The organism is Parasphingorhabdus sp., assembly GCF_039968395.1.
Taxonomy (GTDB): Bacteria; Pseudomonadota; Alphaproteobacteria; order Sphingomonadales; family Sphingomonadaceae; genus Parasphingorhabdus.
In genome coordinates, this window is the sequence record NZ_JBDVPV010000005.1 from 1067136 (window position 1) to 1083298 (window position 16163).

Sequence of the window (16163 nt, forward strand, 5' to 3'; positions counted from 1 at the left end):
AGTTAAACGGCTCAAGAGCTCCGAGTGTTCGATGCCCCGACTAGAAGCGAACGGTGACACCAAACTGGACTATCCGATCCGGCAGACCTCGGAAGGAACAAGTAACGGGCCGCCGGACGGTTAATCCAAATCTTTGAGGCAAAGATTAGCCAATTCTATTTTTCGCGTCAGATCGGCAGCTTGCGCCGCCGATCTGAACGATGTTTCCTCTAATAGGTGAAGCTAAAACCGAATTGAATTCTGCGATCCGTGATACCTTCGTAGCACAACAACGCACCATCGTTCACACAAGATATATTCTGGCTAGATTTGGTCAGGTTAGTGCCCTCTACACCAATGTTTAACTGGTCAGTAACTGCATAGTTTACACTAGCGTTCAGCTGCCCTCTAGGTTCAACTGCGCCCCGGAAGCCAAGCGGCTCAAACACGTTACCCGTGCCAGGTAGATCGTTCGTTCTAAACGTGTCACGCCATGTATAACGTACCCGCGCTGATATTCCGAACTTCTCGTAGAATGCTGTCAGGTTATAAGCGTGCTTAGACAGGTTCAGCAAAGTAGCAGTTTCACGCTGCACAGGATTTACTGCAGGATCAAAACCTTGTTGTGCAAAGATTGCCTGAGCCCGGCCGCCAGAAATGTCGGTAAAACCAGTATCATTGCTTTCCGTTTGGTATGTGTAATTGGCCACAAAACCAAGACCGGAGAGAAATCCGAAGCTGCCAAGCCTGTCTTCCCAATCGTTTAAGTTATATTGGAAAGCGACCTCAATACCTTGTTGAGTGGTTGTCCCATTCGAGTTGAACGGGGTTTGAAGTCCAACACAGACACCTGTCTCGCCGTTACCGAAGATACCTGCTTCTGTGCCTGGAGAGAAAGTCCCGCCGCCTTCGCAAACCGGACCGACAGTGTCGCGTGTGTTAGGCGCAATAACGCCTGGAGCACCCGCATTACCCGGCTCATCAACGACAACTCCAAATAGCCCGTCGCGCTCCTTGCGGAAATAGCCGACGCTAAAGACGGCTTCAGGGGCAAAATACCAACTTGCCGACACATCATAAGAGGTAATCTCTTCCGGTCGCACGTTGGGGTCACCAGCTACAGCGTTACTGTTGACGCCACGTGAATTCGGGAGTGTTATCGCAGATGATATGTTCGTAAAGCTAGGTCGATTGATTTCGTGGGAGTAAGACGCCCGCAAGACAATGTCATCTGTTACGTCAAAGGCGAGGTTCACGCGCGGCAAGAAATGATCGTAGCTGCTTTCATTCGTGGCCAGGAATGGAGTACCAGTACTCAACACGTTGGCGGTTTCTGCTATCGAGGTGTTAACCCAGCGCACACCGACATTTCCGCGGAACCTATCATCTTCAGTTCCAAAATTAATCTGACCGTACAGAGCATGCGTCTCTTCCGTAATATCAAAGAAGGCATTTGCACGCGAGACTAACCCTGAGGTGAAGATCGGTCCGAGACCCTGAGCCGCAGCGGCCGCATTGATCGCCGCTACTGCATCTTCCGGATTGCCGACAATGCCAGGATCAACTTGCAATACACCGGAAACGAACAAATCGCTACCCGTGCCATCCCCAAAATTATCAGGAATCGGCGTGAGGAGGTTCGCAATACCACCCGCATTCAAACTGTTACCCAATGTGCCTGAACCGCTAGCAGACGCCTGCCTGTTGTCTCTAAGGGTCTCGCGACGACTATAACGATAGCCAGCATCGATTGACTTTATAAAGCCTACCGAGCCAGTGAAATCGTAAGAGGTATCAAAGCGAAATGCGAGTTCCTCATTTTCCTGAACATTGGCGGAATATGTAGGGGTACCATCAAACACATAGTTATTTCCATCCAGCAACTGGGCAGTTGTTGGCGCAAATGGGTCGGCAAAATTGATACCGAAGGAGATGCCGTCCCTGAAGTCAAATATGACCGGAATACCATTTTCGTCCCGGAAACTGGTACCAGCAGTGTTGTTTGGGGCAATATCCGAGTTCGGATTGATAAAGTTAAGGGTCGTTGCCAAGTTTGGATTGACCGTGTCTGATGAGACCCTGGAGAATTCGGTAGCTATGCTCAGTCGATCATGCTGCCAATCAAGCCCGGCTATAAAAACATCACTTTGAGTTTCGCGTGAACCATTATCACTGGCCACCCGGAGGAATGGCGCACCGCGCGCGTTCCTAAAGTCATCGTCGGTAGCAAAATCTGCTCTCTGATGCGGCGTAAAAGTACCTGCTGTGACGCCTAATATGCTGCCAAGATCTTGACCAGTCGAGTCTAGTCCTAAATTGAAAGTATCAAAGTCTGTGAAGTTGATATTGCCGCCGTTGGTTCTATCACCTGCACCATTCAACCGGCTAACGTTAGAAAACTGGACTCTTGAACCTGCCAAATTTCGCGTCTGATCTGTATAAATGTAATCCGCATAAAGCCTCAGATTATCGGTCGGCTTAACTTCAAACGAGGCCGCTATGTTAATTGTTTCATAATTCTGATTCTCTTGAACCTGGTTCAAGAACTGAACGCCGAGAAATCCTGGCGCCCCAGCTGGGCACGAGGTCGGCGGAGTGGCACCCGTACAGTCTGTCAGATTATCACGATCAAGACGTGGGCGGAATGCGGTGTTGTTTGATTCGGTGTAACTACCGCTCAAAACAAACCCAAATTCTGCTCCGGAAGAACTTTCCCATGTTGTACCAAACGCGCCTGAAACTCTTGGATTTAGACCACCAGATGAAAGGCTGCTATCTTCAAGTTGCCCACGGACGCTTATGAGAGTCTCAGATAAATCAAGCGGGCGAATGGTTCTCAGGTTAATCGTACCACCGACAGAACCTTCAATCGTGCTCGCTTCAGGCGCCTTGATAACTTCGACTCCCGCGATGATAGATGGATTTAAATCTTCAAAGTTGATGCCGACGCGTCCATTACCCGCGCCGACGGTTGATACACCATTAACTTCGAGCCGGTTACTCCCCGTACCCCGGATTTGAACACCGGTACCAACGCCGTTTTGGCGTGTTATCAGAACACCGGTGATGTTTTCGAGAACCTCCGCAAGGTTCTGATCAGGAAGCTTACCGATATCTTCCGCCAAGATAACTTCAGTGAGGCTGTCTGCCGCTCGCGTTTCTGCAAGCGCATTCGCCAGCGAAGAGCGAATGCCGGAAACGATGATGACGTCGTCATTTGCGTCTTCAGCAACATCTTGGGCATCGGCATCTTGCGCATGCGCTGGAGCCGCCAGCATCATGATTGCCGTGCTGCCCAACAGGGCTGCCGCCACTTTGGATTTGCGTCCCCTCAACCCGTCGCAATTACCACTTCGAAACATCCTTATTCTCCCTGCATTTATTTATTTCTATCTATTTGCAGCAAAACTGGTCTCGAAAAATCAATTTGTCAACCTTTTATGCATACCTAATAGAATATTTCTCTATACCAATTAAATATACCTATATTTTCGTTAAGTTAGAGATGTTTAGAATATTCCCGACGACAACCAGGCCGATTTTCTGGCGAAACAATGTTCAGCAAACTGTGTTCTATTTGCATCATATGGAAAGAAATATCGCGATGGCTCGAAACAATCCGCGAAACAAGGCCCTGGAAGCATGAATCACCCCCTGCCCCGTCAGAAGGTGACCGAGCTGGTGTCTTCTGACTCGGAATGAAGCTCGGCCAATCGCGACGGTCAACATTTCAGGGCGGCCGAAAAGGTGTTTGAGTACCTACAATTTCGAATGCTGTCTTGTTGGCAAGAGCTTTTAAACAAGCTACTGGTGCTAGAAGAGGACTCGATTTTTTCTTCCATAGCATTGATAAGTAAGGATTACTCGATAAAGCGGAACCATGTAGTCCCAAAAAAGGCTCTCAGGTACTGTACTCTAGAAATAGACTCTGGAACCTGCACACCTGCTTGCCGATGAGCTTTAAGCTGCCACCTTGTCGTCTGCCATGTTAATTATCCTGATCGCGTCAAAGACAAAGTAAGGTTGAAGTAAATACCGCAAATTCGGTCGAAATCAAAAATCACCAACATCACATTGCAGGCAGGTGATGCCATTGCGCCTCCACATGTCGACCACCTGCTGACGATCATCAACAACGAATGCAATCTCTCTGCCGGAAGCTAGGAAACCATTTAGTATTTCCTGCTTGATAATATGATCGGCCCGATTGTCTCTGTCCGCGCGCATATACATTTCGCTGAACGGAATTTCATTCCATGTGAGCCATTGTTCTGTGACTTTGCGTGACGCTTCGTTGCGACCGGTGACCAGAATGATGTCATATTCGTCGCTCGCCCAAAGCGATTTGTATAGCGCGACGACCGGCATGTTGGGCGTGTCATCGCCCATTTCCGAATTGAATGAGTTCCAGTCAGGTTTGTCTTGATCCAGAAACTTCCGGCGATGCTCTATATTTGCCAGCGTTCCATCAATATCAAAAAGGACCGTCTGTTTCATTGTCACGATTTTCATTTCGATACCAATTGCCAATTGAGATCAAAACGCGCGAGATATTTTTTTAAGCGATCGGCATCATTGGAACTCTTCCGGCGCTTGCGGGATGACGCGAATAATGTCCGCCCGGCCTCCGACATATTCTTACTCTCCCCGCAGACGCGGATGACCTCATTCAACTGGACGCGGTCAAACGGATCAAGGGCGTTTAAGGTTTCATAATCTAACAGCTTTGCCAAGCCGTCGGCGTCAGCGATTGCGCCGTTATCCCAAAGTCGGTTTAGCTTCCCGATTTCCATATCGGCTGTAGACCGGTCAATACGGCCTTCCGGTGAAAGGGTGGCCATACGCGTAACGCTGGCAGCGAGATCACGGAAGTTACCGGGCCATTTTGCAAGGGAAGAAGTAGCGTAGTTCAAATACCGATCTCGAGCCTCTTTGTTGAAGGTGACACGGCTTCCTTCTCGCTCAGCATAGCGGTCTAGCTCATAATCGAGATTGGGCTCAATATCCTCTTTGCGCTCGGCAAGACCTGGTAAGGCAAATGTCCAAAGGTTCAGGCGTGCGAGCAGATCATCCCGGAAGAGACCGTTGCTCACAGCCTCGGACAGGTCTTTATTGGTCCCCGCGATTAATTGAAAATCGGATTCTACTTCGCTGTCTGCACCGACTGGTAGAAACCGCTTTTCTTCGATCGCACGTAATATCATGGCTTGCTCATCCGCACCCAGTTCACCGATTTCATCAAGAAACAGCATGCCGTTGTCCGCGGTGCGCAACAATCCTGCACGTTCCGACGCAGCGCCTGTAAACGCCCCCTTGGTATGGCCGAATAGAGCCGACATGGCACTGTCGCCGCGCAACGTCGCGCAGTTCACCTCGACGAAGCGACCTGAAACCTGATGCTTCAGTTTTTTGAGTTCATAAATCCGCCGCGCCAATTGGCTTTTGCCGGCGCCGGTTGGACCGGTTAACAAGATCGGCGCTTTAGATCGTCCGGCGACCTGCTCAATTTCGTCGATAAGTGTGTTAAAGGCGTGGTTCTTCGTTTCGATACCGGACTTAAGGAAGGAAGAATCCTCTGCCGTTTGGATCGAAAAGCGCGACGCGATGCTGTCGTAACGGGAAAGGTCCAAGTCTATCATGCTGACACGGCCAAGAACATTGCCCTTCACACTCCCGCCTGGTTGTGTCTGCAGCAAACGACCAGGCAAATAGCGCGCTTCGGTTAACAGGAAGAGACAAATTTGTGCCACGTGCGTGCCAGTGGTAATGTGTATCAGATAATCTTCTTTGTCAGGGTCAAATGGATAGTCCCGCGCAAAGTCGAGAAGCTTGCCATAGACTTCCTCAAATTCCCACGGATCGTCAAATTCCAAAAACTTTTGATCAACCGTGGTCTCGGGTGAGACTGATTCAATATCTTCCGCAATTTGATCGGCCAGTCGACTATGTAGCTTTCCATGTAAAAGGACGAAGCGGTCAATGCGCAAATCTTCTTGCATGGCTATCGACAGGGATGGCCGCCATTTATTCCACCGTGACGGCCCAAACTTTGCTGCATCGAGCGTGGAGCCCAAAAATCCAATGACGACGAGAGGTTTCATTATTATCTTATAGGATAAAATATTATCTAATGATATATATAAATTTGAAACGCTATGCAAATTGCAGGAATGAGAGATATCCAAAATATCTAATTTATCTCATTTAATTCAACAGCTTAAAAATATTCCTCATTGAAAAACGTAAAACTGGCACAGTCACTGCAATGTTATGGCTGTCCGATTGATTGAGCAAACATGGTCAAGCGGATGAGGCGGAAACCGGAGCGGCTGGAATGGGCCAGCCGCTCCCGAGGGTTCCCCAAGAAGTTTGAGCACCAGGATGTAGTTCAATTGGTAGAGCGTGTGCTTTGGAAGCATGATGTTGTTGGTTCAAGTCCAGCCGTCCTGACCAGAATTTGAAAGAAGGGAAGATGCACATGGCTAACAAAAGTCTTTTTGCTTCCGTATTCGGAAAATATTCACCAGGCACGGACGCGACGAACCGTGAAGGCGCGGTCGCCTATGCCTATGAACCAAAGCACCAACTGGCGCAGCTTGCTGCGACGGGAACGCTCAATGATGCCTTTTATGCTTCAGCCGAGACGCAGCTTGCTGATGTCCTGGCTGTTGCTCAAAAAGTAGATCCTGTTTTTCTAGCAAAGGCGGCACTTTATGCCCGCAAACGCGGCGCGATGAAGGACATGCCCGCGCTGCTTACTGCTTATCTGACGGTTGCCGATTCCGACCTTGCCGTATCCGTGTTTAACCGCACGATCGACAATGGCCGGATGCTCCGTAACTTTGTGCAAATCATGCGTTCCGGAGCTGTTGGCCGTAAATCATTGGGCTCACGCCCAAAACGACTGGTCAAACAATGGCTGGAAAATGCAACGATTGAACAATTGATCCGGGCTTCAACCGGTAATGACCCCTCGTTGGCGGATATCGTCAAGATGGTGCATCCGAAACCCGCTTCATCTGAACGTCAGGCATTTTATGCCTGGCTGATTGGACGCCCTTATGATGTCGAAGCACTGCCGACGCAGCTAAAGGAGTTCGAGTTGTGGAAAAGCGATATCGGACGGCAACTTCCGGACGTTCCATTCCAATGGCTTACGTCGTATGATCTGACAGCCAAACGCTGGGTCCTTTTAGCCGAGCGCATGGGCTGGCAGGCGTTGCGGATGAATCTGAACACTTTGGCCCGCAATGGCGCCTTCGGTGTGAAGGGTGCAACGGATATGGTCGCGGCTCGTTTGGAAGATGCAGATGCTATCAAGCGCGCCCGTATCATGCCATATCAGCTCCTTATGGCGTTGAATGCGGCTGGTGATGGTGTTCCGCTGAAAGTGCAAGCTGCATTGGAAATAGCGCTTGAGAAATCTCTGGCTAACGTGCCCGTGATGGAAGGTAATGTGGTTGTCGCGCCTGATGTATCGTGGTCCATGCAATCAGCGGTAACCGGTCACCGTATTGGTGCAACGACAGCAGTAAAATGCGTCGATGTCGCAGCTTTGGTCGGAGCGGCGGTGTTGCGCCGGAATCCTTCGGCAACATTAATGCCTTTTGAAGAGCGGGTTGTTTCGGTTGACCTTGATCCGTTTGCACGGGTTGCAGTGAACGCCAAACGGCTTAGCGACCTTGGCGGCGGCGGAACAAATGTTTCAGCGCCATTGAAGTTGCTAAACAAACGTCAGGCAGATGTTGATCTCGTGATCATTGTCTCTGACAATGAAAGCTGGATTGATGACACTCGCTACGGATCGACGGAAACCATGAAGCAATGGCAGAAGCTGAAAAGCCGAAATCCCAAAGCCAAACTGGTTTGCATCGACTTGCAGCCATACGGAACGACCCAAGCGAAGGAACGTAAAGACATTTTGAATGTCGGCGGGTTTTCCGATGCCGTGTTTGACACCATCGCGCGATTTGCAAGCGATGAGGAAAAACATGATTGGGTTACTGAAATTGAAGAATTGGAGGTTTAAATATGGGATCGTGACGAATGCTGGTGTGACTACATCCACCCGTAAAAGTCCGACGAGTAATGCGCCCGAACCAGTTTTGGGAGATGCGGTTCGAATCCGCCAAACGGTAAACGTAGCATAAGGACGCCTGTCTCACCGAAACTTGTCGTCACGGTCCACACGTTATTTTACGGCGAATGCCGAAGGGATTACATCGAATGCAAATCGCCAGGTCGCGGGTTCGAGTCCCGTCAGGTCCATCATTTGGGGGCCTGTAGCTCAGGAGGTAGAGCGGGAAACAATCTCTTCAAATCCTTGTCGCCGTGACTTCTGGTTTTAGATCTGGATATCGAAATTAAATGAAATAGCTGGCGAATGCCGGTGGGACTACATGGTATCAAAGGAGGTTCGAACCCTCCCCGGCGATCAGCGTCGATCCAGCAATGGATCGGATTGATGGCTGAGAATGTCTCATCACCACCTTGTCGCCACACCGCTATCAAGCGTATGAAAATAAAAAGGAGACCTGCGATGGTCGATATGAAATATGAATTTGTGGACGTTGAAGGCGGCCATCCGATAAAAATGTGGACACGCGGTGTTCCGGTCGATGATGGCGCACGGGTCCAGCTTTCGAAAGCGGCACAGATGCCGTTTATCTTCAAGCATATGGCTGCGATGCCTGACGTCCATGTTGGTATTGGCGCGACCATTGGTTCGGTTATTCCGACCAAGGGTGCTGTTATTCCTGCCGCCGTGGGTGTTGATATTGGCTGCGGCATGATGGCCGCTCAAACATCGCTGATGGCGAGTGACCTTCCGGATAACCTGGAGGGCATTCGGAGCGCTATCGAAGCCGCAGTGCCGCATGGCCGGTCGGTCGGGCGCGGGAAGCGGGACAAAGGTTCATGGGGTGATCCGCAAAGCGAGATTACTGATGCGTGGGCGCCGCTATCTGAACGCTTTGACCGGATTACCGACAAATATCCGCGGTTCAAGAACACCAACAACATCAAGCATCTCGGCACGCTCGGTACAGGCAACCACTTTATTGAAATTTGCCTCGATACCGAAGACCGGGTCTGGGTGATGCTGCATAGTGGTTCTCGGGGCGTGGGTAACGCCATCGGCTCGCAGTTTATTGAACTGGCCAAGAAAGATATGCGCAAATGGCATATCAATCTGCCGGATCAGAACCTCGCCTATTTCCCGGAAGGGACCGACCATTTCGATGACTATGTCGAAGCGGTTGGATGGGCACAGGATTTTGCGGCAGCAAACCGTCAGATGATGATGAAAAACGTTATCAAGGCACTGCGTAGCCAGATTGCAAAACCGTTTGATGCGGCGATGGAGGCGATTAACTGTCACCATAACTATGTCAATCGGGAGCGGCATTTTGGCGAAGATGTGCTTGTCACCCGGAAGGGTGCCGTGCGTGCTTCGAAAGGCATGATGGGTATTATCCCAGGATCAATGGGCGCGAAATCGTTCATCGTCCGGGGTCTCGGTAACCGGGAATCCTTTGAAAGCTGCAGCCATGGTGCCGGACGGGTCATGTCTCGGACCGAAGCCAAGAAAGCGGTTAGTATCGAAGAGCATATCGAAGATACCAAAGGCGTAGAATGCCGGAAGGATATCGGCGTACTCGATGAAACGCCCAAGGCTTACAAGCCTATCGAAGCGGTCATGGCCGCACAGGATGATCTCGTGGAGATTGTCCATACGCTGAAACAGGTTGTGTGTGTGAAGGGGTAACTCTTCACACACCGGCTTTTGGGAGGGTGTCATGTCGCGAATTGAAACTGATGGAATTCCAGCAAACGTCCAATCGGAGATTGAAAGCCGACTGGCAAGAATCGAAGCGGAAGACGATGTACGTATTTTGATGGCGATCGAGTCAGGATCGCGCGCATGGGGATTTCCTTCGCCCGATAGCGACTATGATGTGCGGTTCGTCTTTGTCCGGAAACGCGATTGGTATTTGTCTCTCAGCCCCGGACGCGATGTGATTGAACAACCGATTGTTGATGAAATTGATCTCAACGGCTGGGACATTCGCAAAGCGCTTGGCCTGCTGTTGAAATCCAACGCTGTGATCAGTGAATGGATTGAATCGCCCATCCGTTATCGCAAGGATCACTCCGTCATCGCGGCATTGGGAAGCCTAGCTGATGGCGTTCTGGATGGCCGGACTTTGGCACATCACTACGCCAATCTGGGACGCAATAATGCTAATCGTTGGATAGCAAAGGATCAGGATGTCCCCGTGAAGAAATATTTCTATTCTTTGCGGCCTGCATTGGCAATCCGTTTTCTGCGAAAAAATCCCGGACAGCGGCCGCCAATGGATCTGCAAGCGTTGATTGACGCCAGCAACATATCAAGGGATTTGGTTGCGGATATTGACGAGCTGGTTGAGGCAAAGAAGGTTACGAACGAAAAAAGCAATGGAATGCGAAAGCCAGCAATTGACCTGTTCATAAATGATGAATTGGGGCGTGCCTCGGAAGTCGTCGGTCGATCCGACAACGATGACAGATTTAACGCGCGCGCAGAGAAAATATTTTTGGAATTGGTGAACTCATGATTAAAATTAACGGCTCAGAAGGTGAAGGCGGCGGTCAGGTTCTTAGAACCTCGGCATCGCTTTCGCTTGTCACTGGACAGTCTTTTCAAATTACAGATATTCGCGGTAAGCGCGAGAAGCCGGGAATGATGCGGCAGCATGTTACCTCTATCGAGGCTGCCTGCGCAATCAGCGAGTCGACCTGCGAAGGCCTTGATATCGGGACATCGGAAATCACTTTCCGTCCCGGCGCGGTAAAGGCTGGCAACTATAACTTTGCTGTTGGCACCGCTGGTAGCACCAATCTGGTTCTCCAAACGGTACTGCCGCCATTGCTATTTGCAGACGGTCCTTCGCATATCACGCTGGAAGGCGGCACGCACAACATGATGGCACCACCTTACGATTTCATCGAACGATCTTTCCTGCCGATCATCAACCGCATGGGACCAACGGTCTCCGCGCGGCTGGTGCGCCATGGTTTCTATCCGCGCGGTGGCGGCAAGATCGAAATTGATATCACACCATCTCCACTCACGCGGATCGAGAGTTTAGATCGCGGCGCGCTGCGTTCGGTCAAAGGGACTGCCATGTTTGCCGGACTACCGTTTGAGATAGCGGAGCGTGAGGTTAAGGCTGCGCGCAAGGTTCTCGGCTGGGATGAAGATGCGATTGGCGTGCGGGAACTTCCTGAAGATCAGGGGCCGGGCAATATCCTGCTCCTCGAGGCCGAGTATGACCAGGTCACAGAGATTGTGAGCGGCTTTGGCAAGCTGGGTTTGAAGGCTGAACGTCTGGCTAAAACCGCTGCCAACAGGATGAAGGGCTATATGGAGAGTGAAGCTTTTGCCGGTCCTTATCTCGCGGATCAACTGCTGGTGCCATTTGCTCTTGCCGGAGGCGGTTCGTTCACGACAGTGAAACCGAGCCAACATGCGCGAACTGGAGCGGATATTATCGAGCGTTTCACGGGACGGAAGTTCGAATTTGATCAGCAGGAAAGCGGCGTATTTGTTGTCCGTTCCTCGACTTAACTGGTTACGTTTGAAATTATTTTCTTGATTTTCAAATGATAATGGCTAACTAGTCCGTCGTTCGCATCACTTGTGTGGACATATTTTGGAGAAATGCATTGCTGGAAAAATTCGCAAATTGGGGCTCACGGCCCAGCGATTTCCGGTCTCTGCCCTAGCATATCCCATATGCTGCGGCTGGGCCTGAAACCCAAAGCCGCACCCCTTAAAAACTAAATAGTTTGATCGAACCCGGTCCATGCGCATTTTGCGTGTGGTTCTGTGTTCGTTGGAAATTGGGATATTATGAACGAGTTTCAAATCGCCCGCAGCATGCTGCTGCATATGGGCAAAAACGCGGCGGCGGAAGCGCCGATTGCAAAAGCGCTTCTGGAGTGGTCGCTCAATAACATGGGCTGGTTGGACCTGGGCGTTCGCAAAAAGAAAATGAAGAATTGGGCGGCCTTGATGGAGGCAATCCGGCACTGGCGGCTGCCCGAAACACCGACTCCTTACGTCATGCAATTGGCAGACGGATTGGCGGATATTTTGGCGCTCAATGAGCAGGATCATGTGCTCCTTGCGCTGCTAATCGCTTGCGATCGGCTGCCACGCATTAACGCTCTTGTCGGTATTGCATCAAGCAGCGGGCTCGATCTTCCGATCTTGCTGGGAGAATTGTCCGGTGCCGAATGCCATGACGCCATTCGGTTCGTGCGCCGCAGCCCGGTTATGCGATTAGGCCTGGTCGGTTTTCAAGCAGATAGATATGGCGAAACACGAATTGAAGTCCAATGGGCGCTCGAAAAACTACTCGATCGCGCTCCAGCGTTAGGAGAAAACCTCGTCGACGCGCTGGTAGGTCCTAGGCAATCAACAGCTCTTGAATTCGTTGATTTTGAGCACGTCGATGACGCGCCGTTTATGCGCGATTTGATCGCTGGCACAGCAAAGGAACAAGCGCGAGGTATCAACATACTCATCCACGGTCCGCCGGGAACCGGAAAAACTGAATTGGCCCGCGTTCTTGCAACAGCGGCGAATGTCCGACTGCATGCTGTTGGTGAAGTAGATGAAGATGGCGAAGAACCTGATCGCTATGATCGCGTGAATGCGCTGACGTTGGCGCAACGGGTATTGGACGGCAAAAGCGACGTCATGTTGCTGTTTGATGAGATGGAAGATTTTATCGGTAACGCTCGTCCCGGAGGCGGAGACTGGATGGCCCAGCGCGATGGCAGCAAAGTGTTTGTCAATCGATTGTTGGAAACCAACGCAATTCCTATCATCTGGACAACCAATGCGATCGGGAACGTTGATGACGCGATCATCCGGCGGATGAGCTATGTCCTGAAACTGGATTATCCTTCCCGAAAAACCAGCACCCGAATATATGCGCGAGTTGCGCGCGATGAAGAAGTTGCTGTTTCCCCGGCCGTACAGAGGCTTGTTGAAACGGCCCCTGAAACAGCAACCGTTTTGCGAACAGCAGCACGAGCGACGCGTTTGGCCGGCGCAAAATCGGAAAGCAGCCAGTCGGCAACATCACTGGTAAAGGCTCTGCGACGTGGAGAGCTACCGATTGCACATAACTCGCCGATTGACATGACCCTCTATCAGTCAGACCCACCTTTGGCCCCGCTTATCGAGCAGATTGCGAATGGGCAATTTCTAGATGTGTCGTTGCTGTTATCTGGCCCACCGGGTACCGGAAAAACTGCGCTTGCTCATCATTTTGCTCGTAAAATGGATAAACCGCTTTTGGAGAAGCGCGCATCTGATCTGCTATCCAAATGGGTGGGAGAAACGGAAGCAAATATTGCTAACGCGTTTATGGATGCGCACAAAAATCAGGGGATATTGTTCTTTGATGAAGCCGATTCTCTCATGTTCGATCGCGCTTCGGCAAATGCCAATTGGGAGGTCGGACAGGTTAATGAACTGCTGTCCTGGCTCGACAGGCACGACTTTCCGGTTTTAGCGGCGACAAATAATGCTGCGCGATTGGACCCTGCGACTTTGCGGCGTTTTGATTTCAAAGTAGAACTCAAACCCTTGGGTGGGATATTGCTGGAGAGGGCTTTCCGGAAGTTCTTCGACATCAATCCGCCCTCAGATCTATCGGACATACGGAACCTGACGCCTGGAGATTTTGCCGTTGTGAAAAGGCAGTTGCGCCATCAACCAAAGCAAGATGGCAATGCCATTTTGACCGCTTTACAGCATGAATCCGAGTTGAAACCAGAAAGCAGCCAAAGAATTGGATTTTGATGGTGAGTAAAGATGTTCATATCATTGCATCCAGCGAAAGTTGGATCGATCAACAGGCGATTGACCAATTGAACCAGACGGCAAGCTTGGAAGGGATTGAACGGGCTGTTGGTCTTCCCGACCTGCATGCAGGGCGAGGCATACCCATTGGCGCAGCCTTTTGGTCGCGCAGCTATGTCTATCCGCACCTTGTGGGGAACGACATTGGTTGCGGGATGGCGTTTTGGCAAACAGACCTGCCAGAAAGAAAATTCAAACTGGATAAGGTAGTGAAGCAATTGACCGATCTGGAAGCGCCGTGGGGCGGCGATCATCACTCCAGACTTGCTGATGCAAATCTACCAACCGAGTTGGATGGAGAAACACTGGGAACTATTGGCGGAGGAAATCATTTTGCAGAATTCCAACGTGTCGATAGCATTCTCAATGAAGCCGTTTTTCGCGATCATGGATTTGATCATCAGCGGATATTGCTGCTCGTTCACAGTGGCTCTCGGGGGCTCGGTCAGGCGATTTTGCAAGAGCATATCCGCCAGTTCAACACCCAAGGTTTAGACGTGCAAAGCGGCGCGTTCCATGCCTATCGCGGCAAACATGATCAGGCAATGCGTTGGGCCGAGTTGAACCGCAATATCATTGCGGAACGGTTCCTTGGCCGACTGGGTTCAGAGGCTGATCGAAAACTTGATATCTTCCACAATAGTGTGACCCCGCACGAAGGCGGCTGGTTGCACCGGAAAGGAGCCGCTCCCTCTGATAAAGGATTGGTTGTCATTCCCGGGTCGCGTGGAACCATGACCTATCTGGTATCTCCAAAAACCGAGGGAGCGGACTTGGCTCTCTATTCGCTGGCCCATGGAGCTGGCCGGAAATGGACGCGGGGAGATGCGAAAGCCAAGCTCGGCAAACGATTCAAGCTATCTGAATTGGAACGCACGGACTTGGGTGGCCGCGTGATTTGCGAAGACAGGAACCTGATTTTTGAAGAAGCTCCGCAAGCCTATAAAAATATAGAAAGGGTGATTGATGATCTGGCGCAAGCTGGATTGATAGAGGTCGTCGCGATTTTGCGACCTATTGTTACTTATAAAACGAGGCGCAGATGAATAATATCATCCTGCATATAACGGCGGGACAAGGACCAAAAGAATGTCAATGGGTTGTGTTCCGGCTGGCAGAAGCATTCCGGAAAGAAGCCAGTGCCTTGAGGCTCTCTTGTGAAATTATTCATGATGCTAAAGAGGCGTCCGCATCACTACTTCTGTCGGTAACTGGAAAAGGCTGTGAGACATTCGCGGCGGAAAGAACGGGCACTATCCGATGGATTGGAGAAAGCCCATTTCGGTCCAGACACAAACGCAAAAACTGGTATGTCGGAGTAAAACGGGCACCAGATTTTGATGACATCCCAAAATTGCAAGATGGCGATATCAAGTACCAAGCCATCCGTGCCTCCGGTCCCGGCGGGCAGCATGTTAACAAAACCGACAGCGCAGTGCGTGCCACTCATATTCCAACGGGAGTATCTTCGATATCGCAGGATCAGCGATCTCAATTTGCCAACAAGAAAATAGCTCGCATGAAACTGGCTCTGATATTTGAAGAGCAGAAAGAAATGGAATTGAGCAGATCTAAGCAGGGTTTATGGCAACAAAGTAGAGAGCTCGAGAAAGGAAACGAAGTACGTTGCTATGAAGGCCATAAATTCAAGTTGAAGTGATCAGACATATTCTTAATCTTTATCGGGATTCAGGGACGTTGAAGATGCAACGGCAGATACAAATTGTACAATTTGTCCATTCAAAGAAGGGCATTTGGATTCCTTCATTGGGAATCACATTGTTAGTTTTCCACCTGTTTCCGCCTGCGTTTTTAATGCAGAAGGGGACTCGACTACAGATATTAAGCCACTGAATTTAATAGAATTCAAAAATTTTACTTCTGAAGTGGCCCCCAATATATCGCGATTGTACGCAAACACCGGCGGACACTGACGGTCCATGATATGTCTATTTATTGCAGATTTTTGCAAGCTTTGACGAACACTTGCGAACATATATCTGGTGCCCAGAAGAGGACTCGAACCTCCACATCCTTGCGAATACTAGCACCTGAAGCTAGCGCGTCTACCAATTCCGCCATCTGGGCACGGGATAGAAGCGGGGCCTTAAGCCAGACCGTTTGATCTTGTCAACAGGATAGCACCCCCATTCCGGTCCGTTCGTCGATTTATGTCAGGGGGCTTTTCGAAGATAACTCTTCGAAGGTGTCGATAGCGGACAGGTAGGTTCTGTCTGATCAGTATCACAATTGTCACGTTGCA

Annotated in this window: 10 protein-coding genes and 2 tRNA genes; 8 read left to right on the plus strand and 4 right to left on the minus strand. The window is 50.4% G+C overall.

The window, feature by feature from the left end:
- Nucleotides 1-209 precede the first annotated feature (209 nt).
- From ABJI30_RS15885 to rtcR, 3 genes are all read right to left on the minus strand, one after another.
- Nucleotides 210-3293: a TonB-dependent receptor gene (locus tag ABJI30_RS15885; protein ID WP_348017664.1), complete on the minus strand. Its 3084-nt coding sequence runs from the start codon at nucleotides 3291-3293 to the stop codon at nucleotides 210-212.
- A gap of 739 nt (nucleotides 3294-4032) precedes the next feature.
- Entirely contained in the window at nucleotides 4033-4476 is a 444-nt protein-coding gene (locus ABJI30_RS15890) for an HAD family acid phosphatase (RefSeq protein ID WP_348025460.1), read from the minus strand.
- 11 nt (nucleotides 4477-4487) lie between these two features.
- Nucleotides 4488-6164 (minus strand): RNA repair transcriptional activator RtcR, encoded by a 1677-nt coding sequence (gene rtcR, locus ABJI30_RS15895; RefSeq protein ID WP_348025461.1) that lies wholly within the window; start codon nucleotides 6162-6164, stop codon nucleotides 4488-4490.
- A gap of 192 nt (nucleotides 6165-6356) precedes the next feature.
- On the opposite strand from rtcR, the gene ABJI30_RS15900 reads away from it, so the two are divergent.
- The 8 genes from ABJI30_RS15900 to prfH all read left to right on the plus strand — a co-directional run bounded on the left by ABJI30_RS15900 (nucleotide 6357) and on the right by prfH (nucleotide 15560).
- A tRNA-Pro gene (locus tag ABJI30_RS15900) sits at nucleotides 6357-6432 on the plus strand.
- Between the two features lie 25 nt (nucleotides 6433-6457).
- Nucleotides 6458-8008 carry an RNA-binding protein gene (locus ABJI30_RS15905; RefSeq protein WP_348017667.1) on the plus strand — a complete coding sequence of 517 codons (1551 nt, stop codon included), beginning with the start codon at nucleotides 6458-6460 and terminating at the stop codon, nucleotides 8006-8008.
- A gap of 510 nt (nucleotides 8009-8518) precedes the next feature.
- Nucleotides 8519-9745 (plus strand): RtcB family protein, encoded by a 1227-nt coding sequence (locus ABJI30_RS15910; RefSeq protein ID WP_348017668.1) that lies wholly within the window; start codon nucleotides 8519-8521, stop codon nucleotides 9743-9745.
- Between the two features lie 31 nt (nucleotides 9746-9776).
- Complete coding sequence (locus ABJI30_RS15915; RefSeq protein WP_348017669.1) at nucleotides 9777-10577, plus strand: nucleotidyltransferase domain-containing protein; 801 nt, start codon at nucleotides 9777-9779, stop codon at nucleotides 10575-10577.
- Nucleotides 10574-11590: an RNA 3'-terminal phosphate cyclase gene (gene rtcA, locus ABJI30_RS15920; RefSeq protein ID WP_348017670.1), complete on the plus strand. Its 1017-nt coding sequence runs from the start codon at nucleotides 10574-10576 to the stop codon at nucleotides 11588-11590. Before ABJI30_RS15915 ends, rtcA begins: the two co-directional genes overlap by 4 nt.
- Before the next feature lie 285 nt (nucleotides 11591-11875).
- Entirely contained in the window at nucleotides 11876-13840 is a 1965-nt protein-coding gene (locus ABJI30_RS15925) for an AAA family ATPase (protein ID WP_348017671.1), read from the plus strand.
- Nucleotides 13840-14946, plus strand: a complete 1107-nt coding sequence (locus ABJI30_RS15930; protein ID WP_348017672.1) for an RNA ligase RtcB family protein — start codon at nucleotides 13840-13842, stop codon at nucleotides 14944-14946. The genes ABJI30_RS15925 and ABJI30_RS15930 overlap by 1 nt, the downstream gene beginning before the upstream one ends.
- Complete coding sequence (gene prfH, locus ABJI30_RS15935) at nucleotides 14943-15560, plus strand: peptide chain release factor H (RefSeq protein WP_348017673.1); 618 nt, start codon at nucleotides 14943-14945, stop codon at nucleotides 15558-15560. The genes ABJI30_RS15930 and prfH overlap by 4 nt, the downstream gene beginning before the upstream one ends.
- Nucleotides 15561-15901: 341 nt before the next feature.
- On the opposite strand, the gene ABJI30_RS15940 is transcribed toward prfH, so the two are convergent.
- Nucleotides 15902-15988, minus strand: a tRNA-Leu gene (locus tag ABJI30_RS15940).
- Nucleotides 15989-16163: the final 175 nt, after the last annotated feature.

What these genes read in the sequence shown, in the direction of transcription:
- ABJI30_RS15890 (WP_348025460.1), bottom strand. Translation starts at nt 4,476, where the DNA reads ATGAAACAGACGGTCCTTTTTGATATTGATGGAACGCTGGCAAATATA.
- ABJI30_RS15905 (WP_348017667.1), top strand. Translation starts at nt 6,458, where the DNA reads ATGGCTAACAAAAGTCTTTTTGCTTCCGTATTCGGAAAATATTCACCA.
- ABJI30_RS15910 (WP_348017668.1), top strand. Translation starts at nt 8,519, where the DNA reads ATGGTCGATATGAAATATGAATTTGTGGACGTTGAAGGCGGCCATCCG.
- ABJI30_RS15915 (WP_348017669.1), top strand. Translation starts at nt 9,777, where the DNA reads ATGTCGCGAATTGAAACTGATGGAATTCCAGCAAACGTCCAATCGGAG.
- rtcA (WP_348017670.1), top strand. Translation starts at nt 10,574, where the DNA reads ATGATTAAAATTAACGGCTCAGAAGGTGAAGGCGGCGGTCAGGTTCTT.
- ABJI30_RS15925 (WP_348017671.1), top strand. Translation starts at nt 11,876, where the DNA reads ATGAACGAGTTTCAAATCGCCCGCAGCATGCTGCTGCATATGGGCAAA.
- ABJI30_RS15930 (WP_348017672.1), top strand. Translation starts at nt 13,840, where the DNA reads ATGGTGAGTAAAGATGTTCATATCATTGCATCCAGCGAAAGTTGGATC.
- prfH (WP_348017673.1), top strand. Translation starts at nt 14,943, where the DNA reads ATGAATAATATCATCCTGCATATAACGGCGGGACAAGGACCAAAAGAA.